The sequence below is a fragment of the Micromonospora sp. NPDC049301 genome, assembly GCF_040678715.1.
Taxonomy (GTDB): Bacteria; Actinomycetota; Actinomycetes; order Mycobacteriales; family Micromonosporaceae; genus Micromonospora.
On record NZ_JBFAQO010000001.1, the window covers coordinates 15845 to 41818 of the forward strand.

The 25974-nt window shown below is 70.6% G+C and carries 22 protein-coding genes; 11 read left to right on the plus strand and 11 right to left on the minus strand.

The features are described from left to right. Positions 1–89 precede the first annotated feature (89 nt). Complete coding sequence (locus AB0K07_RS00095) at positions 90–926, plus strand: inositol monophosphatase family protein (RefSeq protein ID WP_363749729.1); 837 nt, start codon at positions 90–92, stop codon at positions 924–926. Then, positions 907–1422, plus strand: a complete 516-nt coding sequence (locus tag AB0K07_RS00100; RefSeq protein WP_363749730.1) for a hypothetical protein — start codon at positions 907–909, stop codon at positions 1420–1422. The genes AB0K07_RS00095 and AB0K07_RS00100 overlap by 20 nt, the downstream gene beginning before the upstream one ends. A gap of 14 nt (positions 1423–1436) precedes the next feature. Here AB0K07_RS00100 and AB0K07_RS00105 read toward each other — a convergent pair whose 3' ends face one another. Beyond that, complete coding sequence (locus AB0K07_RS00105) at positions 1437–1616, minus strand: hypothetical protein (RefSeq protein ID WP_363749732.1); 180 nt, start codon at positions 1614–1616, stop codon at positions 1437–1439. A gap of 236 nt (positions 1617–1852) precedes the next feature. On the opposite strand from AB0K07_RS00105, the gene AB0K07_RS00110 reads away from it, so the two are divergent. After that, on the plus strand, positions 1853–2611 hold the full coding sequence (locus AB0K07_RS00110; protein ID WP_363749734.1) for a methyltransferase domain-containing protein: 759 nt from the start codon (positions 1853–1855) through the stop codon (positions 2609–2611). Between the two features lie 93 nt (positions 2612–2704). On the opposite strand, the gene AB0K07_RS00115 is transcribed toward AB0K07_RS00110, so the two are convergent. After that, positions 2705–3253: a DUF1062 domain-containing protein gene (locus AB0K07_RS00115; protein ID WP_363749736.1), complete on the minus strand. Its 549-nt coding sequence runs from the start codon at positions 3251–3253 to the stop codon at positions 2705–2707. A gap of 342 nt (positions 3254–3595) precedes the next feature. On the opposite strand from AB0K07_RS00115, the gene AB0K07_RS00120 reads away from it, so the two are divergent. Continuing rightward, positions 3596–4354, plus strand: a complete 759-nt coding sequence (locus tag AB0K07_RS00120) for a methyltransferase domain-containing protein (RefSeq protein ID WP_363749738.1) — start codon at positions 3596–3598, stop codon at positions 4352–4354. Between the two features lie 155 nt (positions 4355–4509). On the opposite strand, the gene AB0K07_RS00125 is transcribed toward AB0K07_RS00120, so the two are convergent. Beyond that, entirely contained in the window at positions 4510–4938 is a 429-nt protein-coding gene (locus AB0K07_RS00125) for a MerR family transcriptional regulator (protein WP_363749739.1), read from the minus strand. A gap of 708 nt (positions 4939–5646) precedes the next feature. Continuing rightward, positions 5647–6213 carry a hypothetical protein gene (locus tag AB0K07_RS00130; RefSeq protein WP_363749741.1) on the minus strand — a complete coding sequence of 189 codons (567 nt, stop codon included), beginning with the start codon at positions 6211–6213 and terminating at the stop codon, positions 5647–5649. 26 nt (positions 6214–6239) lie between these two features. Here AB0K07_RS00130 and AB0K07_RS00135 point away from each other — a divergent pair, with 26 nt between their 5' ends. The 5 genes from AB0K07_RS00135 (at position 6240) to AB0K07_RS00155 (ending at position 15135) form a co-directional block, all read left to right on the plus strand. Then, positions 6240–8843, plus strand: coding sequence for an AMP-binding protein (locus AB0K07_RS00135; protein ID WP_363749742.1), 2604 nt, complete (start codon positions 6240–6242; stop codon positions 8841–8843). Further along, on the plus strand, positions 8822–9847 hold the full coding sequence (locus AB0K07_RS00140; RefSeq protein WP_363749743.1) for an iron ABC transporter substrate-binding protein: 1026 nt from the start codon (positions 8822–8824) through the stop codon (positions 9845–9847). Before AB0K07_RS00135 ends, AB0K07_RS00140 begins: the two co-directional genes overlap by 22 nt. Then, positions 9831–11432, plus strand: coding sequence for an iron ABC transporter permease (locus AB0K07_RS00145; RefSeq protein WP_363749744.1), 1602 nt, complete (start codon positions 9831–9833; stop codon positions 11430–11432). Before AB0K07_RS00140 ends, AB0K07_RS00145 begins: the two co-directional genes overlap by 17 nt. After that, positions 11429–12463, plus strand: coding sequence for an ABC transporter ATP-binding protein (locus tag AB0K07_RS00150; protein WP_363749746.1), 1035 nt, complete (start codon positions 11429–11431; stop codon positions 12461–12463). The genes AB0K07_RS00145 and AB0K07_RS00150 overlap by 4 nt, the downstream gene beginning before the upstream one ends. Positions 12464–12546: 83 nt before the next feature. Next, on the plus strand, positions 12547–15135 hold the full coding sequence (locus tag AB0K07_RS00155) for a non-ribosomal peptide synthetase (RefSeq protein ID WP_363749747.1): 2589 nt from the start codon (positions 12547–12549) through the stop codon (positions 15133–15135). A gap of 1434 nt (positions 15136–16569) precedes the next feature. Here the strand turns inward: AB0K07_RS00155 and AB0K07_RS00160 are convergent. After that, positions 16570–17856 carry a hypothetical protein gene (locus tag AB0K07_RS00160; RefSeq protein ID WP_363749748.1) on the minus strand — a complete coding sequence of 429 codons (1287 nt, stop codon included), beginning with the start codon at positions 17854–17856 and terminating at the stop codon, positions 16570–16572. A gap of 370 nt (positions 17857–18226) precedes the next feature. Here AB0K07_RS00160 and AB0K07_RS00165 point away from each other — a divergent pair, with 370 nt between their 5' ends. Next, positions 18227–19471, plus strand: coding sequence for a hypothetical protein (locus AB0K07_RS00165; RefSeq protein WP_363749749.1), 1245 nt, complete (start codon positions 18227–18229; stop codon positions 19469–19471). 313 nt (positions 19472–19784) lie between these two features. On the opposite strand, the gene AB0K07_RS00170 is transcribed toward AB0K07_RS00165, so the two are convergent. The 3 genes from AB0K07_RS00170 to AB0K07_RS00180 form a co-directional block, all read right to left on the minus strand. Beyond that, the gene (locus tag AB0K07_RS00170; protein WP_363749750.1) at positions 19785–19922 is read right to left on the minus strand and encodes a hypothetical protein; all 138 of its coding nucleotides are present in this window, start codon (positions 19920–19922) and stop codon (positions 19785–19787) included. 217 nt (positions 19923–20139) lie between these two features. Next, on the minus strand, positions 20140–20790 hold the full coding sequence (locus AB0K07_RS00175) for a response regulator transcription factor (RefSeq protein ID WP_363749751.1): 651 nt from the start codon (positions 20788–20790) through the stop codon (positions 20140–20142). Beyond that, positions 20787–21986 (minus strand): sensor histidine kinase, encoded by a 1200-nt coding sequence (locus tag AB0K07_RS00180; RefSeq protein ID WP_363749752.1) that lies wholly within the window; start codon positions 21984–21986, stop codon positions 20787–20789. The genes AB0K07_RS00175 and AB0K07_RS00180 overlap by 4 nt, the downstream gene beginning before the upstream one ends. A 155-nt stretch (positions 21987–22141) precedes the next feature. Between AB0K07_RS00180 and AB0K07_RS00185 the strand changes: the two genes are divergently transcribed. Continuing rightward, positions 22142–22837: a hypothetical protein gene (locus tag AB0K07_RS00185; RefSeq protein ID WP_363749753.1), complete on the plus strand. Its 696-nt coding sequence runs from the start codon at positions 22142–22144 to the stop codon at positions 22835–22837. A gap of 239 nt (positions 22838–23076) precedes the next feature. On the opposite strand, the gene AB0K07_RS00190 is transcribed toward AB0K07_RS00185, so the two are convergent. The 3 genes from AB0K07_RS00190 to AB0K07_RS00200 all read right to left on the minus strand — a co-directional run. Next, positions 23077–24297 (minus strand): M23 family metallopeptidase, encoded by a 1221-nt coding sequence (locus tag AB0K07_RS00190; protein WP_363749754.1) that lies wholly within the window; start codon positions 24295–24297, stop codon positions 23077–23079. A gap of 64 nt (positions 24298–24361) precedes the next feature. Further along, positions 24362–24919, minus strand: coding sequence for a hypothetical protein (locus AB0K07_RS00195; protein ID WP_363749756.1), 558 nt, complete (start codon positions 24917–24919; stop codon positions 24362–24364). Positions 24920–25786: 867 nt separating this feature from the next. Further along, positions 25787–25974: hypothetical protein (locus tag AB0K07_RS00200; RefSeq protein ID WP_363749758.1), on the minus strand; the 188-nt coding region annotated here is incomplete at its 5' end.

Genomic DNA, 25974 nt, shown 5'->3' on the forward strand with positions numbered 1-25974 from the left:
CACCCTGAGGCTGCTCTGGGGTACGCGCGATCCGGGGCGCCTCCGCGCACCGCTCGGGCGCCCAAGGCAGGCATGTCTATCCTTCGCGCATGGTGATCAAAGACGAAGACGTGGCCATCGCGGCGGCACAGGCGGGAGCCGCGGTCGTACGGGAGATGTACGGGGCCTCGCTGGCACGCTTCGACAAGTCCGGCGGTGACTTCGCCACTGCCGCGGACATCGCGGCGGAGAAGGCCATCCTCGACGTCCTCCGTTCCGCGCGCCCGGAGGATGCCATCACGGGCGAGGAGAGTGGCCGCACGGGCGCCAGCGGCTCCGAGCGGATGTGGCTGGTCGATCCCCTGTGCGGCACGCTGAACTACGCCGTACGCACCATGCTTGTCGGGGTGAACGTCGCGTTGAGGTCGGGTTCGACGGTCGACGTGGCGGCCTCGGCCGACCCGTTCGCGGACGAGGTGTTCTGGACCGACGGCAATCGGGCGTACGTGCGCCGCGACGGTGTGGACGAGCAGCTCAGCCCATCGGCCGAGTCGGTGTTGGTGGATGTCAATCTCGATCCGCCGTTCCCGAACGCTCCCCGGTTCCGGGCGGTACGACTGCTCGCCGACGAGGGGTTCGTCGAGCGGTTCCGCCCACGCGTGGTCTCCACCAGCCTGGCCGTGGCGTGGGTGGCAGCCGGCCGGCGAGCCGCGTACGTGACCGACGGCGACCTGCGGGACAGCGTGCACTTCGCCAGTGGCATCGCCCTGTGCCGGGCCGCGGGATGCGTGGTGACCGGCATCCAGGGCCAACCCCTGCACACCGGCGCGGGTGGGCTCATCGTGGCGGCGGATCAGCAGACGCACGCCGCCCTGCTGGCACTCGTCGACAACCAACTCTCCAGCGAGCAGTGGAAGGAGTCGGTCGGTGACCAGCCGGGCCGGTGAGACGTTCGCGACCGACCGAACCGTTTCCGACATCGAGGCGCTGCTCGCCGCGGACCTACCCACCGGTGGCGCAACGGTCAGCGAGGGAGACCCGGCCACCGGGGAGTGGACCGTCACCAGGGGCGAGGGCTTCCGATTCGGACCACTCTGGGAGAGCGAGGCGCTCACCGGCGTGTACGGGAGGGAGTGGAACGAGGCGGAGGAGGCCGCGGCGGAGAACCTGGCCCTCGTCGTACGGGAGTTGGACAGCCGGTGGGGACCGCACCGGCGGGTTTCCATGCGGGTACCGCTCTTTCGTGATCAGGCGGGCGAACCCATGCCCGCGATGTTCCAGGCGTTGTGCGACATGGACTGTTACGGCGATCTGGCCGTGTGGGGGCCGCTGACCGTGGGCGGCCGATGGATCGGGGTCTCCGTCAGCCAGTGCGACGGCGACGCCCCGATGATCCTGACGGCGGTCGTCAGCGACCGGCCGATCACCGAACTGGAGGACTGACTTTTACCGCCGCCTCACCCGAGGCTGATGGCGTTCAGTTCGGCCAGCGCGTCCCCGGGAAGGGTCAGCGCGGTGGCGGAGACGTTCTCCCGCAGGTGCGCGACGGTGTGCCTGTCGAAGCCTCCGACGCGCGGGTTGACCACCTCGAGGTGCTGGTCGGCGAGCGGGACAAGCAGCAGACGATCAGTTCGCAAGATCGGTTGGGCACGCGGCAACAGTCGCACGATGCCTGCGGGCCTGCGGGCGCAGGGCTGTGATCAGCGAATTTGCTGGTCCACAGTCGACACGTCGGGGCGGCCGCCGCTCGTGGTGGTGAAGCTCCGGTCGCACAGGCACCTTGTGGGGCGATGCGACGACGAATAGCGTCTCGATGTATCGGCTCGATATATCAGGGCGACGCTGTGGTTGCCCGGCTGACACGGGAGGTGCGATGAGGTCGATCGACTACGACACGGAGCAGCACCAGGACTACGCGCGCGGCCGCGCGCTCACCCAGCAGCAACTGCAGGTGTGGATCAGCGCCTTCGAAGCGGCACTGCCCGAGCGACGTCCGCTGGTGGGGCTCGACGTCGGCTCGGGGACCGGCAGGTTCACCCCCGCGCTGGCCGAGGCGTTCGGGCCAGTCACCGGCGTCGAGCCGTCGGTCCGCATGCGCGAGATCGCACAGACCCAGTCCCAGCATCCCGATGTGCGGTATCTGGCAGGCGCCGCCGAGGACATTCCCGTGCCGTCCGACAGCGCCGACTACGCCCTCATGTTCCTGTCCTGGCACCACGTCCAGGACAAGCCCCGGGCCGCCCGGGAGTTGGCCAGGGTGCTCAGGCCCGGCGGGCGGCTGCTCCTGCGCGCGAACTTCAGCGACCACCATCCGCAGCCGTGGTGGCTGGGGCACTTCCGCCACGGTTACGAGGTGGACGCCGCACTGTTCCAGCCGCTGCACGAGGTCGTCGCGATGTTCACGTCGGTCGGCTGGCGCGTCACCAGCTTCGGCACGGTCACCGAGCCGTCCTCGGGCACCTACGCCGACATGCTCGAACGGCTGCGCCTGCGTACCCTCTCGTTCTTCGCGCAGCTCGGTCCCGACGACCTGGAGGCTGGCTTCCGCCGACTGGAGAAGGTTGTAGCCGAGAACCCGGACGCGCCAGCGCCGGTGTTTGCTGAGCCACTGCTCACGCTCGAACTGCTCTGACACGCGACGGCTGATCTCCACCAGCATGCCCGCCTCGGCACCGCCAGGGCCTGTCCGGCGGATCTTGCCCGGACAGGCCCTGCCTCGGAGGACTCAGCGCTTGAGCGTGAAGGTGAAGTCGCCGGACAGCTTGCCGCTCAGGCGAACTGTCGATACGAGATTCCCTTCGATGATCAGTCTTTCGACCTCGGCTCGCGAAAAGCCGAAGCCTTCAGCGATCAGTCGCACCGCCCGGACAGGGATCCGAGCCGCAAAGCGGACCGAGACCTCGATCGCCTCGCCCTCCAGGTGGTCCGACCCGCCGGTGTCGAGGCGCCAGGCGTTGTCCCAGTCGAGGGCGATGCGATTACGGCGCAACACGACCGGATCCTGGAGCAGCTCGGCTGTCAGGCCAGGGTCGTTGTCGTGCAGCAGGTCCAGGAGCTCAGGTCGTATGGAACGCACGTTCATCCGTTCCAGGACGGTGAGCTTGGTGGTCTCCCCGCAGACGGTGCACAGCGCGAGGAGCCAGGCGTCGATGAGCTTGTGGTTTGCGTTGACGCGAAATTTACCGCTTGCCCGGAATCGCTCGGAGGCGCACGCGTGGCAACGGCGGAGAACGATCGGCAGGCAGGTGGGCACGACCACCCAGTTTTTGGACACAGAAATTCACCGGTTCCAGTGAGAAGTCCGCAGCGAAAAGGAGCGCGTCGCACATGCGCGACGCGCGACGAATCAGCGCTCAGGAGGTCTCACTGGATGTACAACGGCATGTCCTCGACGAGGCGACAGGGGGCGGGAGCACGGTAACGACGCACGGAAGTGCCGCTCCACTGGTTTTTGGGCGGGCGCCCCGTGTGGTCGACGTGTGGTCACTGCCGTTGCCAGTCGACCGGGACCAAGGCAGAGACCGCTCGGAGGGAACCCGCGTCGCGGTCATAAGCGGGTGGGACGGGGTGGCAAAGCCTTGACTTCAGGTCGACCTGAAGTCAGAGGATCGCGTCCATGACCGTCCCGAACAGCACGGCTGCCACCGCACGGCTCATCGCGCGACTCGACGCGGCGGAGAACGAACCCGGCGCGGTGCGGCTACGGCAGCGCAGCTACGAGCTGCTGGACCTCTCCCCCGGCACTGTGGTTGACGTGGGCTGTGGCGCGGGACGTGCCGTGGCAGAGCTCAACGAGCGCGGTGTCACCGCGATCGGCGTCGATGTAGATGAGCTGATGATCGCCACGGCGCGCGACCGCTGGCCGGGCGCGGATTTCCGGATCGGGACCGCGCAGTCGCTTCCGATTCCTGACCAGGCGGTGACGGGCTACCGGGCCGACAAAGTCCTACACGAGGTGCCGGACCCTGCTTCGGCGCTGGAGGACGCGCACCGTGTCTTGGCCCCGGGTGGGCGAATCGTTCTGCTCGGACAGGACTGGGACGCACTGATGATCGACTCATCTCACCCCGAGCTCACCAGAACCATCCTGCGTAGTACCGCCGACTCCGTCCCGAACCCACAGGCCGCGCGGGCCCACCGGAATCTGCTCCTCGACGCTGGCTTCCAGGACGTCACCGTCGAAGCACACACCGGCATCTTCACCGAGCCCAAATTCCTGCCGATCGTCGAGGGATTCGCCGCAACAGCGGTCACCGCCGGCAGCATCACCCCTGAACAGAGCGCCGAATGGGTACGGGACCAGCGCTTTAGGGCAAGGAGGGAACGTCTATTCGTGGCGTTTCCCATGTTCGTCGCCTCTGCCCGCCGACCGTGATCCTCTCGATCTGGCACAGGGCCGCGGCCACGACTTGGTCACTCTCGCACGATCTGTCAGCGGACGGGCCGGTGACGGCAGCGGCCGGCTGCCACGGGGCAATGACGTCGGCTGACCAACGGGGCTGACCATCCCGGCGATGTCCGCATCGGCTGTCATACGGGTATGTGAGGCGCGGCCTGCCGCCCAATGCGCGCCCGTACCGTGGCCTGGTAGTGCGGGCACGCGGTGAAGTCCTCGTGCTCGCACTCCAGACCCCCCTCGATGAACCCCAGGGAATCCCGCAGCGCGTCGATACGCGCGACGAGGTCCTCGCGGTGCCGCAACAGGATCTCCCGTCGCCGCGCTGACCCGGCGGCGGTCATGAGCTCACGGATCTGGTGCAGCGACAGTCCCGCCTCCTTGGCACGCAGGATCGTCGCGACCCGGTAGAGGTCCGCCGAGCGGTAGCGGCGGCGGCCGGCGACCACCCGCGCCGGCGCCAGCAACCCGGCCGATTCCCAGTGCCGCAGCACGTGCGTGGCCAGCCCAAACTTGTTGGCGATCTCACCGATCGTCATCATCGCGTCCTCGCCTGCCTGCATGCCGCCATTAGGCCGCAGGCCGCCCGACTCCAGCAAGCCAAACTGACGGCGCGCCGATGATCAGATCTGGCACCGCCACTCGTCCGTCCGCCACGGACGCGGCTGGAATAGCTCACCACGGCTCCCCACTCGTGAACTGACGGGTGACCCGGTTCCGCCGGCCTCTCAATGGCTTGTGCGACTGACCTCTTGCGGACTGGATGCGAATTGCGCTGCTGCCAAGATGGCCCGGCCTTGCCTCGACTTGGTTGCCGACCAGGTCGCCCGGGTAGAGGCAAATCTATGGGCCCCCGAGACTTGTTCCAGATGCTGTTGGGCGTCGGCGGTTTGGTCCTTGCCAGCTACGGTGTTCGTCTCCTGCTGACTGGCCGCATGTCGCCTTTCGCCCAGAGAAGGTGGAGGCGGCCGGTCGACGCAGCGATGTGGTTCCTCTGCGCTGGACTCTCCTTCTTGTTACTCGCAGTGGGGTACCTCGGACGTCTCATCGGCGCGTTCGGACCCGCAACAACGTGGACGCTTGCGAGCTTGGCGCTCGTGTTCCTCGCACTCGGCCTCGTCAGATATCGGCCACGCGACAGCAGACGTGCCGGATCCTCGGACATGACGTAACCAACGTCTACGCCGCTGCCGGTTTGGAAGATCGTTCCGGCCTACCGGTCTGTCCGGGCCCTGCGAAATGCTTGAGCGCTGGCATCCCGTAGTCGCTCGTCATGATGTAGAAGGCGGCAGCAGGGTCGTCGCGTCGACCACCTTGACCGTGGCCGCGGCCCGGTCGGTGGCCAAGGTCAGCACGTGTCCAGGCGCAGGGGGCGGCAGCCGGTGGAGTGTCAGGCCCGATCCGCCACCGGCTTTGAACTGTGCTTCTGCGATTGTCCAGGCCACTACCTCCCGCACCGGCTGGTCACCGGTCCGCTCGACGTCCACCCCGACCCGCCCACCGCCGGGCAAGGCGGCAACGGCCACCACCGCGCCGCTGTGCGACACAGACATCTCCAATGCGGTCGCGGGCAGCCTCGGCCGGCCGTGCCAGCCGCCGCATTGCGAGCACGTGCGGTCCACCGTCACCGCCTCAGCGGGGAGGTCGAGCATCGAGCCGGCGACGGTGCGCAGCAGTGCCGCTCCGAGCAGGAACCGAGCGCGATCCGCCTCAGCCACGACGCGATCGACGCGCTGCCGCTCGCGGTCGTCGAGCACGTCCAGTAGCCCGACGTGCGCCCTGGTCAGACCGACGGTGAACACCGTGATCTTGCTCGTTGTCGACGGTTGGACAGCCACGGTTGATTAGGTTAGCCTCACCTACCGTGTCTCTGCTGGATCCCCGGCGGGTGCGCGCCGCCGTGCCAGTGTCTGACACGGTCGACACGCAGCATCCTGCCCTGATCGACTCGGCCGGCCATCTCAGTTACGGGGAGCTGGCCGATCGGGTGGCTGCGCTCGCGGCCGGTCTGCCGTCAGTACAGGCTGGCCGGCGGCTCGTGCACGTGCCGCTGGCCCCGCATCGCGACTTGGTGCTCGGCTATCTGGCGGTGATGTCGGCCGGGCACGTGGCGCTCATCACCCCGCCGGAGCATCGGTCGATCACGGCGGTCTACCAGCCCGACCAGTGGCTCTGTTCGGATGGCACCTTCGCGACCGCAACGCCGAGCAGTGACACCGATGAACCGCGGCACCTCCTGCATCCGGATCTGGCGCTGCTGCTCAGCACGTCGGGCAGCACCGGGTCACCCAAGTTGGTTCGGCTCAGCCACCGCAACGTGCTCAGCAACGCCGAGGCGATCGCGGCCGCGCTGTCAATCACGCCGGCCGATCGTGCGGTCACCTCGCTACCGCTGCACTACTGCTTCGGGCTGTCGGTGCTGCATGCTCAACTCCGAGCCGGTGCCACCACAGTGCTGCGGCCCGGGTCGGTGGCCGACCCCGGCATCGTCGATGATCTGCGCCGCGACCGGGTGACCGTGGTCGCCGCCACTCCGCACGTGGTGGATCTGCTCGACGTCCAGGGTGTGCTCGATCATCTGCCTTCGCTCCGGTTGCTCGCCCAGGCCGGCGGCGCGTTGCCGCCCGCGCGGGTGCGGGAGCTCGCCGCTCGGGGCCGCGCGGCCGGCTGGGGAATGACCGTGATGTACGGCCAGACCGAGGCCACCGCGCGGATGGCCGTGCTGCCACCCGAGCTGTCGGAGCGATACCCGGATGCTGTGGGATGGCCGATCGCCGGGTCGGCGTTCCGGCTGGACGCGGCCGGAATCGACGAGGCGGTGGGTTCGCCCGACGTGCCGGTCGGCGAGCTCGTGTTCACGGGTCCGGGCGTCATGCTCGGGTACGCCGAGCAGCCCGACGACCTGGCCCTGGGCCGGATGCACACCGAGCTGCGGACCGGCGACCTGGCGTGGATCGACGCGGACGGGCTGGTCCGGATTGTCGGACGGCGGTCCGACTTTGTGAAAATCATGGGAATCCGGATCGACCTCGGCCAGGTCGAGCGCTCCCTGCGCGGCCAGGGGCTGCAGTCCTGCGTCACCGGCCGCGACGACCAGCTTCAGGTCACCTACCGGCGCTGCGAGCAGTCCCCCGGCCAGGTTCGCGACCAGGCCGCGCAGGTCTCCGGTCTCGGCCGGTCGGTGATCTCGGTCCGCGCGGTCGACGACCTCCCGCTGCTGTCCAACGGCAAGATCGACCGCCGGCGCAGCGCCGAGCTGCACGTCACGGAGACCCCCGGCCAGCAGGCAGAGACCGCCGCCGCGGTGGTCGCCGTGCTGGAGCCGCTTGTCGGCCCCGGTGGCGTCGACCCCGACCGGTCGTTCGTCGAGCTCGGCGGCGACTCCTTCAGCCACGTCGTGGCGTCCGTCGGCCTGACGCGTCTGCTCGGAGATCTGCCGTCCGACTGGCACCACCGCCCGGTGCGCGACCTCATGGCGCTCGCCGACCGGGTGCCGCGTTCCCGGTGGTGGCGTCCGCTGACGCGGCGGGTGGAGACGAGCGTCGTCCTGCGCGGCGTGGCCGTGGTGACGATCTGTGGCAGTCATGTCGGGTTGTTCCGGCTGCCCGGCGGAGCGCACATCCTCCTGGCGGTCGCGGGCTTCCTGTTCGCCAGGTACGTACTCGCCTCGCCGACGACGGCGGAGCGCGTGCGGCGGACCGCCCGGGTCGCGGTCGGGGTCGTCGTCCCGGCGGTGACGGTCGCGGCGCTGATGCTGTTCGGCTTCGGAACGGTCCACTGGTCGAACGTTGCGCTGGTGCACTGGCTCGCCCGGCCGCGGGACATCAACGACTTCTGGTTCGTCGAGGCCTACCTGGTGATCATCGCTGCCACAGTCGCGGTCCTGGCTGTTCCGAGGCTGCGGGCCGCCTACGCCGCCGACGCCTGGCGCACCGTGATGGCCGCCGTGGCGGTGCTGCTCGTGCCTCGCTATCTGGTGCTCGCGTTGTACGACGGTCCGCTGCGTGGTCTGCCGGGCACGGTGGCATGGCTGTTCGTGGCGGGGGTCGCCATGGCGGTGGCCGACAGCCGAAAGCGCCGGCTGGTCACGGCGGCGGTCGCCGCAGGCGCCGCCTTCGGCTTCTTCGCCGGGGACCCCGCCCGCAACCTGACCATCATGGCCGGGCTCACTGTGCTGGCGCTCGTGCCCGCGCTACCGGTGCCGCAGCTGCTCGTCCGTCCGCTCGGCGCACTGGCGGCCGCCTCGCTGCACATCTACCTCGTGCAGTTCCAGCTGTTTGCGTTCTTTGATTCTCCGATCATGAAGTTCACGGCCGCGATCGCCGCCGGCCTGGGGTTCTGTGCGATCGGCAACCACGTCCTGCGCCGGCGGCTGTCGCCTCTGCCCGCGGTCGCAGTCATCCGTCGTCGCGTGGCGGCGAAGCAACTCGTGAGAGAGGACATGACATGCGTCGACGCACGTTCCTGACCGGCCTGGGGGCCCTCGGGGCAGCGGGCCTGGTGGGATGCGGGTCGAAATCCGAGGACGGGTACCAGGCCGACCCCGATTCGCTGCAGGTCTACTCCGCGCAGCACGAGAACCTCACCAACGCGTGGGCCGAGGCGTTCACCTCGGCGACCGGCATCAAGGTGCAGGTCCGCAAGGGCTCCGACGCCTCGATGGGTCATCAGATCGTGGCCGAGGGCTCGGCGTCGCCCGCCGACGTGTTCCTCACCGAGAACAGTCCGGCGATGACGCTGGTCGAGCGGAACAAGTTGCTCGCGCCGCTGGACGAGGCGACCCGGCGGCAGGTGCCGGCCCACCTGACCCCGTCGTCGAAGTCGTGGACCTCGATCGCCGCCCGGTCCACCGTGCTGGTCTACAACACCGCCAAACTCGACAAGGCCGACCTGCCGAAGTCGCTGATGGATCTCGCGGCGCCGCAATGGAAGGACCGCTGGGGGTGCGCCCCGGGTGGTGCCGACTTCCAGGCGATCGTCGCGGGCATGCTCGCGGGTCAGGGCGAGCAGAAGACCACCGACTGGCTGGACGGCCTGAAGTCCAACGCGCGGGTGCTGCAGAACAACATCGCCACGATGAAGTCAGTCAATTCCGGCGAGATCGAGTGCGGCGTGATCTACCACTACTACTGGTACCGGGACCAGGCCGGCACCAAGGAAGGCAGCGCCAACACGGCCCTGCACTACTTCCGCAACCAGGACCCCGGCGCGTTCGTGTCGCTGTCCGGAGGTGCTGTGCTGGCCCGGACGAAGAAGCCGATCGAGGCCCACAAGTTCCTGACGTTCATCACCAGCAAGGCCGGGCAGCAGGTGCTGGTCGATTCCCAGTCGATGGAGTACGCCGTGGGCAGCGGTGTCGCCTCGGCGCCCGCGCTGCCGCCGTTGAACAGCCTGCAGGCGCCCCCGGTCGACCCCTTCGCGCTGAACTCCGACAAGGTGACTGAGTTGATGACCGATGTCGGCATCATCTGACCTTCGCGAGTCGCCCGCCGCCGCGTACGACGAACCGGCGGCGCCCCGGCCAGTCGTACGCGCCCGCCGGTCCACCCGGATGCCGTGGCTCGTCGTGGCGGCCGCCGTGCTGGTCGCGGCCGTGATGGTCCTGCCGGTCCTGGAAGTGGTCGGTCAGGCTTCGGCCAGTGGCGACGAGGCGTCGAGGCTGCTGCTGCGTCCGAGGACGGCCGAACTGCTCGGCAACACCATGCTCCTGGTCCTGCTCACCGTACCGATCACCGTGCTGCTGGGATGTGGCGCGGCCTGGCTGGTGGAACGGACGACCCTGCCGGGCGCCGGCACGTGGCGCACGTTGCTCCTGGCACCGCTCGCCATTCCGGCGTTCGTCAGCAGCTACGCCTGGACGTCGGTGCTGCCGCAGGTCCAGGGGCTGGGTGGCGCGGTGTTCATCACCGCCCTCGCCTACTATCCGTTCGTCTTCCTGCCGGCCGCGGCTCTGCTGCGGGCGCTCGACCAGGGGCACCTGGACGCCGCACGGTCGCTCGGCTCATCCAGTCTCGGCGCGGTGCTGCGGGTGGCGATGCCGCAGTTGCGGCCGGCCATCACCGGCGGCGCGTTGCTCGTGGCCCTGCACCTGCTGGCCGAGTTCGGCGTCCTGCAGATGATGCGGTTTCCGACCTTCACCACGGCGATCCTCCAGCAGTTCGCGGTCGGGTTCAGCAACGCCGCCGGCAGTCTGCTGGCCGCGGTCCTGGTGGTGCTCTGCATCGGCCTGCTGGCCCTCGAGGCGCCGCTGCGCGGCCGTGCGCGGATCGCCCGGATGGGCGCCGGCGCCCGACAGCGTCCGGTCGCGTACCGCCTCGGCGCATGGACCATCCCCGCGTCCGCCGCACTCGCCGCACTGGTCGGCCTGGCGCTGCTGGTTCCGCTGGTGCTGGTGCTGCGTTGGCTGGTGCGGGCGATCACGTCCGGCGCGGTGTTCGTCGGCCCGCTGCTCGCGGCGACGGGTTCGACCGTCGGCCTTGCGGTGCTGGCGGGCCTGGCGGCGTCGGTCGCCGCGCTGCCCGCCGCGTGGCTGCTGCATCGATACCCGTCAAGACTGGCGACCGCGCTGGAGCGGGTGACCTACCTTGCGAGCGCGCTTCCCGGGGTCGTGATCGGGCTGGCTCTGGTGACGCTGGCGGTGCAGTGGGCCCGTCCGGTCTACCAGACCGCCGCACTCGCGGTGCTGGCCTACGCGGTGCTCTTCATGCCCCGCGCCATGGTCGCCTGGCGGTCCGGCTTGGCCGCGGCTCCGCCCGAGCTCCTCGAGGCATCGCGTTCGCTGGGGCTGTCCGGTTTCCGTACCCTCATCCGGGTGGTCCTCCCGCTGGTGTTGCCATCGGCGCTGACCGGATTCGTGCTGGTCTTCCTCGCGACGTCGACCGAACTCACCGCGACCCTGCTCCTCGCCCCGACCGGCACCGAGACGCTGGCCACCGCGTTCTGGTCGGCCAGCGACGAGTTGGATTATGTGGCGAGTGCCCCATACGCTGCGGCGATGATCGCGCTGTCCGCCCCGCTCACCGTCCTGCTGCGCCGGCAGATCCTGGACCAGCGATGAGCGGGGGCGGCATCTCCATCACCGGGCTCACCGTAGGGTACGGCGGCCCGCCGGTGCTGGACCAGGTCGATCTGCAGGTGCGCGCGGGCGGCATTACCGCGGTGCTCGGTCCTTCCGGCAGCGGCAAGACCACGCTGCTGCGGGCGATCGCCGGGTTCATCCGGCCCGACCGCGGGCGGATCGAGGTACGCGGCGAGGTGCTCACCGACGGACCGGCGTTGGTGGCTCCGGAGCGGCGCGGCATCGGTTACGTCCGACAGGACGGCGCACTCTTCCCGCACCTCGACGTCGCCGGCAACATCACCTTCGGGCTGCCGCGGGCCGAACGGCGCCGGGCGGCCCAGGTCGAGCCGTTGCTGGAGCTCGTCGGCCTGTCACCGAGCCTGGCTCGCCGCCGACCGGATGAGCTGTCCGGCGGGCAGCAGCAGCGGGTCGCACTCGCCCGGGCCCTGGCCCGCGAACCGTCCGTGGTACTGCTCGACGAGCCGTTCTCGTCGCTCGACACCGCGCTGCGCGCCGCAACGCGCGAGGCCACCCGTGCCGCTCTCGCCGCGCGGGACGCAACCACCGTGCTCGTGACCCACGACCAGGCCGAGGCGCTGTCGTTCGCCGACCAGGTGGCCGTCATGTTCGACGGTCGGTTCGCTCAGATCGACAGCCCGGCCGGCGTGTACGGCGCACCGGCCACGCCCGAGGTCGGCCGGTTCCTCGGCGACGCGATGCTCCTCGGCGGACAGGCCGTCGGCCGGACCGTCTCCTGCTGTCTGGGCCAGCTCGACCTGGCCGAACCGGCCACCGGCGACGTACTCGTGATGGTCCGACCCGAGCAACTCGTCCTGGGCGAGCCGTCCGACACCACCGCCTCGGTCTCGTCGGTGACCTACCAGGGCGCCGACGCGATGGTCCGCCTGGAACTGGTCGGCCAGACCACCCGTCTGGTGGCGCGCGTCCCCGGCGATCGCGTACCTCACCCGGGCGACAAGGTGGGTATCGCCGTACCTGCACCCGTCCGCTCATTCCCCCAGCGCTGATCCTAGGAGTGTCCCGGCAGCCGGGAGATGACGCAGGCCACCCTCGCTTTTCTCTTAGGTGAGCCTGCCCTAATCTGTCGCCCATGCGCGTCCTTCCCGACACCGTGCCGGCGCCGTTCGTCCGTGCCCTGGCGGGGCACGGCGACCGGCCGGCTGTGATCACCGCCGACGGCCGGCTCAGCTACGCCGAGCTCGCCGCGCGGGTCAGCGAGTTGGCCGCCCGGCTCGGCACGACCCGCCGGCTGGTGCTGCTCGCCGGCGCGAACCGGGTCGACGAGCTGGTCGCGTACCTGGCGGCGCTGGCCGGCGGGCATCCCCTGCTGCTGGTGCCGGGGGACCATCACGCCGCAGTCACCGAGATGGCCCTGGCGTACGACCCGGACGTGCTGCTCCATCGCGTCAACGGGGAGCTGGTGGTCGACGAGCGGCGCCCGGGCACCGGGCACGAGCTGCACCCCGACCTGGCGCTGCTGCTCAGCACCTCCGGGTCGACCGGCTCCCCGAAGCTGGTCCGGCTGTCGTCGGCGAACCTTCAGGCCAACGCGGAGGCAATCGCCGAGTACCTGGACGTCCGCGACACCGACCGGGCGGCCACCACGCTGCCGCTGCACTACTGCTATGGCCTGTCGGTGGTGAACAGCCACCTGCTGCGCGGGGCGGCGCTCATCCTCACCGGGCTCTCGGTCACCGACCGCTGCTTCTGGAAGCTGTTCCGGGGCGAGCGCGGCACCAGTCTGGCCGGCGTGCCGTACACCTTCGACCTGCTGGACCGGGTCGGCTTCGACCGGATGCGCCTGCCCCACCTGCGTCACGTCACCCAGGCCGGGGGCCGGCTCGACGCGGAGCGGGTGGCCCGGTACGCCGCCCTCGGCCGCCGCCACGGCTGGCGGTTCTTCGTGATGTACGGCCAGACCGAGGCCACCGCCCGGATGGCGTACCTGCCGCCGGAGCTGGCCGAGCTCCGGCCGGAGGCGATCGGTGTGCCCATCCCGGGCGGGTCGTTCCGGCTGCGCGCGCTGCCGGACCGGCCCGAGCCGGACACGGGCGAGCTGGTCTACGCCGGGCCCAACGTGATGCTGGGCTACGCGGAACGGCCGAGCGACCTGGCGCTGGGGCGCACCGTCGAGGAGCTGCCCACCGGGGACGTGGCCCGGCGCGGGCCGGACGGGCTCTACGAGATCGTCGGGCGGACCGCGGAGTTCGTGAAGATCTTCGGCCTACGGGTCGATCCGCGACGGGTGGAGGATCGATTGCGGGTGGCGGGCGTCGAGGCGTACTGCGTCGGGACGGATCGCGAGCTGGTCGTGGCCGCAACGGGCGGTCACCGGCCCGAGCGGGTACGGCGCCTGGCCGCCGCCGCGGCGGGGCTGCCCGCCCGGGTGGTCCGCGTGCACCTGCTGGCCGAGCTGCCCCGGCTCGGCAACGGCAAGCCGGACCTGGCGGCCGTCCGCGCCCTCACCACCGCTCCCCCGCCGGTCCCCGCCGTGGACGCGCCCAGCGTCGGGACCGAGCAGCTCTGCCGGCTCTACGCCGACCTGCTCGACCAGCCCGAGGTCAGCGCCGACCAGAGCTTCGTCGACCTGGGCGGCGATTCCCTGTCGTACGTCGAGATGTCGGTCCGCCTCGAAGAGCTCCTCGGCGACCTGCCCGCAGGCTGGCACACGACGCCGATCCGGGAGCTGCCCCGATCCGCGCCGGCCCGCCCGGCCCGGCACCGCGTGCTGGAGACCAGCGTGGCCCTGCGGGCGCTGGCGATCGTGGTCATCGTCGGTTCGCACATTCCCGTCTTCACCGTCAAGGGCGGGGCGCACCTGCTGCTCGCCGTAGCCGGGTTCAACTTCGCCCGGTTCCAGCTCACCACCGCGGCCCGGCGGGAGCGGGTACGCGCCGCCGTACGTGCGGTCGGCCGGATCGTGCTGCCGTCGGTGGCCTTCATCGCCCTGGCCGGGGCGGTCACCGGCGACTACACGCTGACCAACGTGCTGCTGCTCAACAGCGTCCTCGGCCCGCACGATGGCGCGACGGAGTGGCAGTTCTGGTTCATCGAGGCGCTGATCTACATTCTGCTGGCGACGACCGCGCTGATCGCCGTGCCGGCGGTGGACCGGATCGAACGGCGGTACCCGTTCGGCCTGCCGCTGGCGCTCGCTGCCCTCGGCCTGGTCACCCGGTACGACCTGCCCGGCCTCGCCACGTTCAGCTACGTCCCGTCGGCCGTGGTGGTGTGCTGGCTCTTCGCGCTCGGCTGGGCCGCGGCCCGCGCCGCCCGGACCGCGCAACGGGTGGCCGTCACCGCCGCGGCGGCGCTCACGGTGCCGGACCTGTTCGGCGAACCGTTCCGCGAGGCGTTCATCGTCGCCGGCTTCGCCCTGCTGGTCTGGGTGCCGCGGCTGCCGAGCCGGCCGGCCGTCAATCGGGCGGCCGCCTTACTGGCCGCCAGCTCGCTCTGGATCTACCTCACCCACTGGCAGGTGATGCCGGTCGTCGGCCCCTGGTCGCGGCCGGCGGCGCTGGCCGCCTCCCTGGCTCTTGGGATCGCGTCCGCGGTACTCGCCCGGCAGGCGGCTCGGCGGCTGCCGCCATTCATAGCAGCGGCAAAGGTCAGATCGCAGACGGGTCAGCGTTACCCCTCAAGCCGCCTTGGCGGCAGCCCCGATCACTTGACCCGATAGCAACAAACGGCGCATTGTCCCGCCATATGCGGGGAGCTTCGTCAAACTCATCCGCCTGCTCACCGAGCTTACGTCGACGGAGTCCTGGTCGCCCTTGGCCTGGCTGGCCGTGCTGGTGCGGTCCTGGGGCGCTGCCGGTCAGCTATTCGATCGGGAAATTGTTTGCGTGGCTGCTCGGGCATTGCCAGCAGGCAACGCCGTCGACGAGAGCCGCGGTAGGAGGATGGGTGTGGCCCACAGACATCCGGGCGAGCTGGTGTCGCCCTCGTCGAACTCCTTTTCCTGCAGCAGGTCGGCCAGCTCGACGACGGCCTGCTCCAGGTCCCGGGTCGGACGCAGGCTTCCCAGGACGCCCTCCCGCGCCCGCCTACTGAAGCACACGCGTATGGCGTCGAGGGCGTCCAGGTTTACGCCAGCGGCTGCACGACGGCGCCGCGCCGGGCGAGGTATTGCCCTACCCGGCGCACCGCGCGCTCGTAACACTCGAGTGCGCCGAGCACCAACTCGTTGTTATGACGCGGGTGAGTGGTCACCGCGGTCGCGACGGTAAGACGCTGTTCTACCGGGCCGATCGCAACCCACCCCCTCGCCGCCGTGACCAACCTGCAGTCCTACCTGCCGGACAACCTTAGTTGTCGAGCGCACTCTGAAGTGCGAGGTCACTGACGAGGGAGTGCTGTCATGCGCGACCTAACGCTGGAAGAGCGGCAGGAACTAGGGCGGGAACTGAGTGCTGTTGCGGCCAACTGGGCGCGGCGGCTAAACGCCTCCGACATGGATGCCTTACCCAGAGCAGACCACGAGCGAAGCTACACGGAGAGGATGCGGAGTCACCTGGCACGGATGGCGGCAGGTGAGCAGATGCGTCGTCTTCTCGCCGACCTCGTGTCCGCCAGCGCCGAGAAAGCGGTGCAGTGCGGTGCGGGCTATCCCGAGCTTGGGGCAGCGGTGGGCGCCAGCCGGCAAGCAGCGCGCAAGCGTTGGCCCAACCTATCGATCTCGAAGAGGCGCGCCAAGGAGTGGAAGCAGCCACCCGGAAGCATCGGCTGGGCTGGTAGCCATTTGGGGCACCCGGGACCACCCGGGACCTGAGGGTCGCTCTCAGCCGCGTGCACGCCGGCAAGACCGTCACCATCGACGTCACCGACACCCTCACCGTCGAGTGCGACGATGGCGCCGGTGCCCGTTCAAAGGATCATGGCGAGGTATCGAATCTCCGTGCCAGCACCGCTGGCCAAAGACCTCCCAGGCCCGCAGCAGATCTCGCCATTCGCTCTGAGCCTCGTCGGTGAGCCTTTCTAACCTGATCTTGCAGGTCAGGGCGGGTGTGACAGACCCGGACCTCGATGAGGGCGAGGCTCCACGACGAGCAACGGGCGGCCCGGCCGCGGAGGCCGGACCGCCCGGGTGTCGCCGGAACGGCGTCGAGGAATCTCAGCAGGACTCGATCCATCGTGACCTCACGCCCGCGTCCAGCGTCACCTCGTCACCCGTAGCCACGGTGACCCAGTCGGTGTGGCCGTAGTTGGCGCCGCCGGTCTCGTTCCAGTAGTAGATCAGGTCCGAGTCGACGGAGTCGATGAAGTCGTGCGGGTGATACACGTGGAACTGCACCCGGTAGGTGCCCGAGCGGACGTACGCGGTGAAGGTGCCGTCGGGGTTGATGGTGGTCAGCCCACCGGAGCCGGGCTGGCCGGGGGCCGTCGCCACGTCGATGCGGGAGATGCCCTCGGAGCCGACCGGGGCGCCCGCCTCGCACGAGTCCCATACGCGGTTGTTGTTGCCGTCCACCCAGACGGTGCCGCGGATGATGGCCCCCTGTTCGACGGTGATGGTGTGCCGCGCAGTGTTGTTGTCCAGGGTGGTCTCCGGCGCGGTCGTCTCGGCGGTCGCCTCCACCGTCACGACCTCGCCGACCGTGGTGGCGGTGAGCATCCCGCCGTAGTACAGCTGCTCGCTCGTCTGACCCGGCTGCAGTGGGCCGTGCATGCAGCGCCAGCCGGTCCGGCCGTCGGCCACGCCGTCGCCGAACGCGCAGTCCCACCCCTCGCTCGACGTCTCCGAGCCCTGCACCCCGGCCGGCACCGGGATGGTGACGGTCACCTCACCCGAGGGCGAGTTCCCGGTGTTCCGGACCGACGCGGAAAGGTTCACATACTCGTTCGGGAGCAGCTGCTGGCTGCTTCCGGCGGGCACGAACTCGAGGTCCACGGTGCTGGGCACGTAACGCACGCTCGCCCGGCCGGTGTTGTTGGTGGTCGTCGAGTCCGTACGGGTCGACGCCGTGGCGGTGACGGTCAGCGTGTCGCCGGCGGTACCGGCCGGGACACCGAACGGGATGTTCAGCGCGTCGGCGACCTCCCCGGCGGCCAGGGGGGCGTGGGTGCAGGTCGCGGCGCCCGCCAGGTCGCAGTGCCAGCTCGGCGGAATCACGAACCCGTCGGTGGAGAACCAGGCTCCCGGCGGCAGCGTGAACGCCACGGTCACATCCTGGCTGGCTCTGGTGCCGGAATTGCGCACGTCGAGCGTCAGGGTCGACCAGCCACCGCTGGCCGGCACCTCGACCGGGCCGACGGACGCGGCGACCACCAGGTCCGCCCGGGCGGGGGCGGCGCCGGCCGGGGCGGCGGGCAGCAGACCGGCACCGAGACCGGCCAGCGCGCCGACCAGGAGACTGCTACGGAGCAGGTGACGGCGGGTGGAGCGGAATCGAACGGACATCAGGTCCTAACGTCGGAGGGATCGACCGGGCCAGCCGGCCCGAGTCGTGGGGATCTTCGGCGTCCCTCGGGTTGAGCGCGAAGATCGTGATCACTGTTACGTCCGCGCCGTCGTCGGTTCCGGCTCTCGTCCGACACTGGCAAGCGCCTGGCTTCCGGTCCCCGGTCGGCGGGCCTCACGCCGAGACTGGCCCACTCCTCCGCCTCATCTGGCCGCCTCGGTGCCGATGGTGTTTCGCGTAACGTTTTCGCACTTCGGAGCGCCCTCTGGTCGGCGGGCCGGGGTCCGATTCCGGCCCACGCGACGTACCGGATCAGAACGGGGAACGATGAGCCGAAGAGCAAACAGGGGCCGGCGCGCACGGATCTGGATGGTGGGGGCCGGCGTGCTCGCCCTCCTGGCCGCCGGTGCGGGCACCGCCGTGGCGGGCAGCGACCGGTCCGCCGACGACACCGCGGCGGAAGCGCATCTGGTCGCTGACAGCACCAAGTCGAAGGTCGACAAGACGCCCCAGTCTCCGCGGCCGGGACGGAAGCCACGTCCCACCGCGTCGCCGACGTCCAGCCCGACCGCCAGCCCGACGCCGACCCCGACCACCACCACTTCGCCTCCGAGCACCGACGTGAACGCCCAGATCCCGATCCCGGGGTACGTCACCGGCTTCCGGTTCGGCGACATCCTGGTAGACGAGGCACGCGGCCGGGTCTACATAACCGGGGGCAAGGGCACCGACGGTCTGATCGTCACCGACCTGGACGGCAACGTCCTTCGCACCCTTCCAGGCATCGCGCCGGGGGCCGCCGGGATGACGCTGAGCCCGGACGGCAGCAAGCTCTACATCGCCGCTGGCGACCAGGACTGGCTCAGGATCGTGGACCTGGACACGTGGGAACTGGACGGACAGTTCACCGGGAAGACCGACGGGACCATGACGTGCCCGAAGGACATCGCCTTCGCGGCCGGCCAACTCTGGGTCTCGTGGGGGTGCGAGAACGAGCCCACGGCGGGCATCGGCCGGGTCGACCTCGCGACCGGCAAGTTCTCCGTGAACGCCGTGGACGCCATCGACGAGCGGATCAGCTCGGCGATGCTGCTGGCCACCTCACCCGCTCAACCCGACATGCTGATCGCCGGCGCGACGGGCTCCAGCCCCGCCCTGCTGGTCCGCTTCGAGGCCACCGCGACGGGGCTGGTCCAGCGGGCGATCAGCCGGACCGACGGTGGCTCGGTCGCGCAGTTGGCGGTCACTCCCGACGGCACCGAGGTGATCGTCCCCTCGGGCGCGCCGTACTACCACCCGGTCCTGCGCACGTCCGACCTCGTCGAGGTGCACCGGTACCCCACCGTCACGTACCCGAACGCCGTGGCGATCCGGCCCGACGGCCTCGTCGTCGCCGGCACCAACTCGTCGTACGACAAGGACGTCTGGGTCTTCGAGCCGGGCGGCATCACGCCGATCATCACATGCGAATTCGGGCACCTGCCGAACCAGGAGACGTGGGCGCACAACCTGGTCAAGGGGGGGCTGGCCGTGTCCGGCAACAAGATCTACGCGGTCACTGACCAGTCGGCCGAGCCGGAGATGGTGACCTTGCGGATCCGTACCCTGCCGTGACACCCGACGCCCGGCCCGTCGCCGACGGGCCGGGCGATCGGCGGTCGGTCACCGCTGGGCATCGCGGTGAGGGGCCCGAGGTCGCTCTCGGCGAAGGCCGCCGCCCTCTCGCGGTGCTTGCTGGCGTGGCGCTGGTGGTGGCGCGCCGCTGTCGGGTCCGCTTCGACGCCTGATCTTCACCGGAACGCCCCCGCTGCCGTGAGGTGGTGGGGGCGCCCGTGTTTGCCGGACGCGGCTACTGGCGCTGGTAGCCGCTATTTCGCATGTGAAGATTAGTGCCTATTTCCTTGGATCCGGTCCTGCCTGTGGCCTGTTACAGTCGGCCGGCCGGGTGGCGGTCGGCGGGGTCGATCTCGTTCCTGCTCTCCGCGTCGTCGATCACCGCCGTCAGTTCGGCGGCCAGCTGCCGCAGCGTGACCGGCGTGAGCGGGCCAGTCGAAGGCGCACCCACAGCGGGGTCGATCGACGGGAGTGGCACCTCCGATGCTGACTGCTCGACCGGCGTGACGGGCGACGGTTGCGCAGCGGGCGGACCATCCGGGGTGTCCTTGATTTCCGCCGCGGACGGCCTGCTGATCGCCGGGGCGGCGGTGCTGGCCGGCGCGGCGCTGACGGTCAGCGTCGCGCTCGGCACCTTCCGCCCGCTGATCGGCTGACGGTGGCACCCGCTACCGCCGGAGCTGGGCCACCCCGCTCTGGTACGCCAGCACGACCGCCTGCACCCGGTCCCGCACCCCGAGCTTGGCGAAGATGCGGTTCACGTGCGTCTTCACGGTCGCCTCTCCGACGAAGAGCTCACTGGCAATCTCGCGGTTGGACAGGCCGAGGGCCATCATCCGCAGTACCTCGGTCTCCCGGACGGTCAGCTCCGCCAGGCCCGGGTTGCCGACCACCGAAGCAGTCGCGGTGTAGTGGTCGATCAGCCGACGGGTGATCGACGGGGAGAGCAGGGCGTCGCCCCGGGCCGCTGTCCGCACCGCCTCGGCCAGCTCCCGGGGCGGTGTGGTCTTGAGCATGAACCCGGAGGCGCCGGCCCGGAGCGCGCGGTAGACGTACTCGTCGAGGTCGAAGGTGGTCAGCATGATGATCCGGGTCTCATTGCGCTCGGCCAGGATCCGCTCGGTGGCGGCGATGCCGTCGGTGGGCGCCATGTGGATGTCCATCAGGACCACGTCGGGCACGCACCGGGCCGCGAGCAGCACGGCCTCCTCGCCGTCGGCCGCGTCGGCGACGACCTCGATGTCGGGCTGTGCCGTGAGGATCATGCGAAGGCCGCCGCGCACCAGCGCCTCGTCGTCGGCGATGAGGATGCGGGTCACCCGGCGACTCCCGTCGGGGAGAGCGGGGCGGCGGACGCCTCGGCGTCGAAGGGCAGCTCGACCCGTACTTCGAAGCCGCCGTGCGGACCCGGACCAACGCTGACCGTGCCGCCGAATAGCTCCGCCCGCTCCCGGATGCCGGTCAGACCGTGGCCGGTGCCGGCGTTCCGCCGAGCCGGCCGCGCTCCGTCGTCGACCACGTGCAGCCGAAGGACGTCGCCGGCCACCTCGATCGAGACGCGGACGGTCGAGCCTGGCGCGTGCCGGGCGGCGTTGGTCAGCCCCTCTTGGAGGACCCGGTACCCGCTGACGTCGGCTGCGGCGGGCACCGTGCTGAGGTCGCCGGCGACGGTCACCTCGACCCGTCCGCCGGCGAGACGCACCCCGGCGGTCAACGCGTCGATCCGCCGCAGCGACGGCAGTCCTTCCGGGGCCGCCTCCGCGCCCCGGAGGATCACGAGCAGCCGCCGCAGCTCGGTGACCACCTCGCGTCCGACGTCCTGAACCGCGTCGAGCGACGCGCGTGCCTGCGCCGCGTCCGAGTCGAGCACGGCCTGCGCCGCTGCGGCCTGCAGCACCATCACCGAGACCCCGTGCGAGACGATGTCGTGCAGTTCCCGGGCCACCCGCAGCCGCTCGTCCGTCCGGGCGGCGGCCTCCCGCTCGGCGGCCAGCGCGACCAGCCGGGCCGCCTGGGCCCGCCGCATCCGTACGGCGTACCCGGGGCCGAACACGGCGAGCCCGACGAACAGGATGAACGCCCAGTCGGAGTCGCCCGCCATGGCGTTCTCGATCCCGAGCGGGACGAAGTAGCTGACCGCGGCGACCGCTGGCGCGGCCCGGCCGCCGACGGCGACACAGCCGAAGCAGGCGGCGAGCAGCGCCAGCAGCGGCACGACCGGCCACTCCGGCAGCACGGGCGTGAAGCTCTGCGCGGTGAAGCAGGCGCCGGCGAGGACGGCGGCCGCCCGGGGGTACGACGTGCAGCCGGCCACCGCGAGGGCGTAGCCCGCCAGCAGCACGGTGAGCACGGCGAGCCAGCCGGCGGAAAGCGCGGCGAGGTCCGGCCCCTGCCCCTCCACGTAGCCGGCCAGCGGGACGTAAAGCTCGGCCAGGCCGAACGCGAGCAGCGCGACACCGGCGAGCGTGGTGGCCACCCCGCGCCACCGGGCCCGAAGGTGGAGGGCGGGTGACATGCCGGAAGCGTATCCACGGCGAGCGGAGTTCCGCGTCCACCCACGGGTGTAGCGGCGACGGCCGGGACTCCACCCGGGGATCAACTTCGCGACCGACGACTCGACCGTGCCCGGCTCCTAGCGTCCCTCGCACAGCTTCTTGGAGGGAGATTCTGATGGATGACGGGACCGGACGGCGGATGGGTCGGCGTCTCACGGCGGCCACCCTGCTCACAGGCGGCCTGCTCTACGGCGCCGCGAACGCCTTCTACTGGGTGATGTTCCCGGACGACGTGTCGGACGGCGCCGGCAACGTGGCGGTGGCCGCCGGGAACGTGGGCGCGTGGCGGGTGGAGACCGTCCTGTTCGCCCTGGCCCACCTGGTGTTGCTGCCGGCGACGCTCGGGCTGGCTGCCGTGCTGGGCGGACGGAAGCCGGTCGCGGCCACCATCGGCGGCGCGCTCGCCCTGCTCGGGCTCTACTTCTCCACCGTCCACCTCTGGCACTACAACGCCTTCTTCGGGGCCCTGGCCGGCGGCGGGGTCGACGCCGACGCCGCCCGGCCGGTGACGAACGCTCTCGACGGGGACCCGTTCGTGATGGCCTCGTTCGCGGTGTGGCTGATCGGCTGGCTCGTTGGCCTCCTGGTACTCGCCTTCGGCGCGTGGCGGGCCCGGCTGGTGGCGCTCTGGGTGCCGCTGGTCCTCACCGTCGGGCAGGTGCTGGACCTGGTCACCGAGGGGGTCCCGCTCAAGGTCGCGGTGAGCGTGCTGATGATGGCCGGGTTCACCGGCCTGGCGTTCGGCGTCGAGCGGTCGCGCCCGGTCTCCGCGCCGGCAGGGACGGCAACCCGGGCGACCGCAGACGCCTGACTCGGAGTCACGCCGGGGAGCGACATGTCTGCCAGACCTACATACGTCTCACAGACATGTCGCGCGGCCGAGCGTCCGCAACAAGGTAGCCGGCCAGCGGCCTTCGCGCGCTCGTTCGAACGGCCGAGCGCATCAGGGCTGCGCGCTGGCTCGGCAGGCGCCGCGCCGACCCTCGACGGTTTCTTCGGCGGGCCTGACCCGGCCGACGACCTCGCGTCACGCCGAGAGGATGGTCCGGCTCAAATCCAAGGCAGAGGGTCGACTGGACGGCCGCCCAGACGTACCTCGAAGTGCAGGTGGGGACCCGTGGAGGCACCGGTTGATCCGACCAGTCCGATGACCTGGCCCGCGCGGACCCGCTGACCGCGAGACACCAGCAGCTTGGACTGGTGGCCGTAGCACGTAGACAGCCGCTGCCCGTCAGCCCTGCCGTGATCGATGCAGGTGTAGTTGCCATAGCCGCCGTACCAGCCGGCGCGCGACACACGGCCGTCCGCGGCCGCGAGGATCGGGGTACCAGTTGGAGCGGCGAGATCCACGCCCGAGTGCAACTGCCATACGTGGTAGTACGGGTCGAACCGGGTGCCGTACTTGCTGGTGAGCCGGCCCGACAGTGGACGCCCGAGCCGGCCCCCACCGACCGTGGCAACGGTGCGGGCCGGTGCGGCCAGGGCGGGCACGGCGCGGACGCGACTGCTGATCTCCTGCCGCAGCCGCGTCTCCTCCGTCCGGCGGCGGATAAGTTCGGCCTGGCCGGAGGTGATCGCGGCGGACAGAGCGACAGCGCGACCGGTGGGGGTGTCCACCACCTCCGCGGAGTCCGCCACGGCGAAGGGCGATGCCGCATCCGCATCCCCGCCGACGGTCAGCGAGGTCAGCAGTTGCAGCACCGGGTCCGGTCCGCGCTGCACTTTGGTGAGGTCGTCGCGGGTCCGAGCGAGAATGTTCTCCAGGTACTGGATCCGGTGCTGGACGTCGCTGAGCGCGGCGACCTGGCGGGCCTGTGGGGTGACGGCGACGTCCACCGGCGGCTGCGGATACAGGTCGGCGCCGGGGTCGCCAGCAATGAGCGCAGGGGCCACTCCGGGGCTCACCATCGGCCCGTCGTTGCTGGGCGGGGCCGAGACGCCCACCCGCGGTGGCTTTCCGGCGGGCGGCGGAGTGGTCGCGGGTGGCGCAGTCGGTCGCGTCGACGCAGTGGTCGATGGGACGGGCGGCGGCTTCACCGTCGGCGGCTTGATGGGCGGCAGCGTCACCATCGGCGGTTTCACCGGTGGTAGCGACACCGTCAGCGACGGGCTCGGCAGGGCCGGCAGAGTCGGTAGGGGCAGTGGCCCCTGCGTTGAGGTCTGTGCTGCGGCGGTCGCCGCCCCGGCGTCCAAGCAGAGCGATGTCATCATCAGCGTCGTCGCCCCGGCGACGGTCGCCAGCGTGGCATGCCTCCACCACTTCTGGTCCATGTTGTACTCCTGCCCGCCGGCCTGTCCCCGTTCCTTTGCTACATCGGAATCCGGTGCCTGTCCGTTACACCCGGCCGAGCGGCGGCGGGCTGCGACGCCGCCGACGACGACGCGTCAGTAGAGCAGCCGCCGCGACCACGGCGGCCACGACCACCCCCGCGACGGCCGGCACCCGCATCGACCGTCCGGGCGGCGAAACCTCGCTCGCCACGGCCGGCGGACTCAGCGGCCGATCGGTGGGCGTCGACCCCGGGAGCAGATAGGCGTTGCTGGCGGTTTGGGCGCTCGTCGTGGTGAACTCCACCGAGGTGACAGCGACCCGGTTGCGGACCAGTGTGCCCGGCGTCGCACCCGCGTGGACACGCCCGGTGATCGTCATCCGCGGCACCGCCTCGGCTGTGCCCAGGCGCAGGTCACCGAGGTCGCAGACGACGGTACGAGGGGCTGCCGCACACCGACCTGGCACGGCCCGGGCAGTGACACTGTCGAGATCAGCTGTCGTGGTGAACGTGACCCGGGCCGCATTGAGGGTGCCCCTACCGGAGATCGTGATGGTGTGGGTCACCTGCTGCCCGGGCAGTGCGCCAAACGGTGTCGACGTCAGCACCGGCGCGGCATCCACCCGAGGGGACGGTGGCGGCGTCGGGGCAGCCGCGGCCACGGCGGCCAGCAGTCCCACCACCGGCGCAGCAACCGACTCCCACATGTCCACACTGTAAGCCGGCCGACCCACGTCCGCCCCCGGCCAGATGCACGTCGTGCTCAACCGAGCCAGAGGTTCGGACCCCGAGCACCTTTGAAAGGGAATCACCGGCCCGCGCGGTGGGCGGGCCGGTGCTCATGCGGTGCTGTTCATCAATAGGTGTAGCTGCCGGTGCTGCCCCAGGAGCACGAGTCCATCGCCGTGCCGGCAAATTGCGGCGGCGAGATGATGGTTAGGCGAGGGCCGCCGCGTAGGTTTCCTTCGGCGCCGGCCCCACCCAATATGGACCCGGCCCTTCGGGCGGGGACGGCGATACCTACTACCGCCCCGATCCCCGGAGTCGGACTGCGGCCCTGTTGAGGCCGCAAGCCCCCGAGGGGCGTCCGGTAGCGCGCCCTGTCGACGGTCAGCTAGGGGCAACCGCGAGCGCTTGGTCGTGCTGCCTCGTCCGAGCTGAGGAGCTCACTCACGGCAGCTACGGCGTCTGGACGACGACGGTAGCCTCGGCGGGAGCGGCAAGTGCAGCACCCGGGCCGGAGACGAACGTTGACATCGCCCAGGCACAGCTTGACGTTCTGGACGTGTGCGGCGACCAGTACGGTGACGGCCCCTGGTCGTAGAGAGCCGGCCCGACGCAGCGAACGGCCCCGCCGGGGTCGCGCCCGCCCAGCCGCACCGCACGTCAACGAGGCCCCGGCAAAGCCCCTGCGGAGGCCGGGAACCGCGCGATGGAACGCGACCCCGGCCCCCGCATGCCGCGAAGGCCCAGCTCAAGCGGGCCGCCGGTCAGGCGCCCAGGAGCCCGCCATCCACGCTGGCATGCGCGTCGCCGGTTACACCGAGGTCCCCCGCGATGCTGCCGATGCCGTGCAACGGGCCGCCCAGGTCACCGGTCACACCACCGACACCGAGCCCGCCGACCGTGCCGTCGAGAGTCCCACCGAGGTCACCGGTGACACCGCCAGCCAGGCCGG

Bases quoted from the DNA above. Each gene is read 5' to 3' on its own strand.
- AB0K07_RS00120 (WP_363749738.1), top strand. From the start codon at position 3,596: ATGACCGTCCCGAACAGCACGGCTGCCACCGCACGGCTCATCGCGCGA.
- AB0K07_RS00155 (WP_363749747.1), top strand. From the start codon at position 12,547: ATGCGCGTCCTTCCCGACACCGTGCCGGCGCCGTTCGTCCGTGCCCTG.
- AB0K07_RS00095 (WP_363749729.1), top strand. From the start codon at position 90: ATGGTGATCAAAGACGAAGACGTGGCCATCGCGGCGGCACAGGCGGGA.
- AB0K07_RS00165 (WP_363749749.1), top strand. From the start codon at position 18,227: ATGGTGGGGGCCGGCGTGCTCGCCCTCCTGGCCGCCGGTGCGGGCACC.
- AB0K07_RS00180 (WP_363749752.1), bottom strand. From the start codon at position 21,986: ATGTCACCCGCCCTCCACCTTCGGGCCCGGTGGCGCGGGGTGGCCACC.
- AB0K07_RS00185 (WP_363749753.1), top strand. From the start codon at position 22,142: ATGGATGACGGGACCGGACGGCGGATGGGTCGGCGTCTCACGGCGGCC.
- AB0K07_RS00110 (WP_363749734.1), top strand. From the start codon at position 1,853: ATGAGGTCGATCGACTACGACACGGAGCAGCACCAGGACTACGCGCGC.
- AB0K07_RS00190 (WP_363749754.1), bottom strand. From the start codon at position 24,297: ATGGACCAGAAGTGGTGGAGGCATGCCACGCTGGCGACCGTCGCCGGG.
- AB0K07_RS00145 (WP_363749744.1), top strand. From the start codon at position 9,831: ATGTCGGCATCATCTGACCTTCGCGAGTCGCCCGCCGCCGCGTACGAC.
- AB0K07_RS00125 (WP_363749739.1), bottom strand. From the start codon at position 4,938: ATGCAGGCAGGCGAGGACGCGATGATGACGATCGGTGAGATCGCCAAC.
- AB0K07_RS00160 (WP_363749748.1), bottom strand. From the start codon at position 17,856: ATGTCCGTTCGATTCCGCTCCACCCGCCGTCACCTGCTCCGTAGCAGT.
- AB0K07_RS00140 (WP_363749743.1), top strand. From the start codon at position 8,822: ATGCGTCGACGCACGTTCCTGACCGGCCTGGGGGCCCTCGGGGCAGCG.
- AB0K07_RS00150 (WP_363749746.1), top strand. From the start codon at position 11,429: ATGAGCGGGGGCGGCATCTCCATCACCGGGCTCACCGTAGGGTACGGC.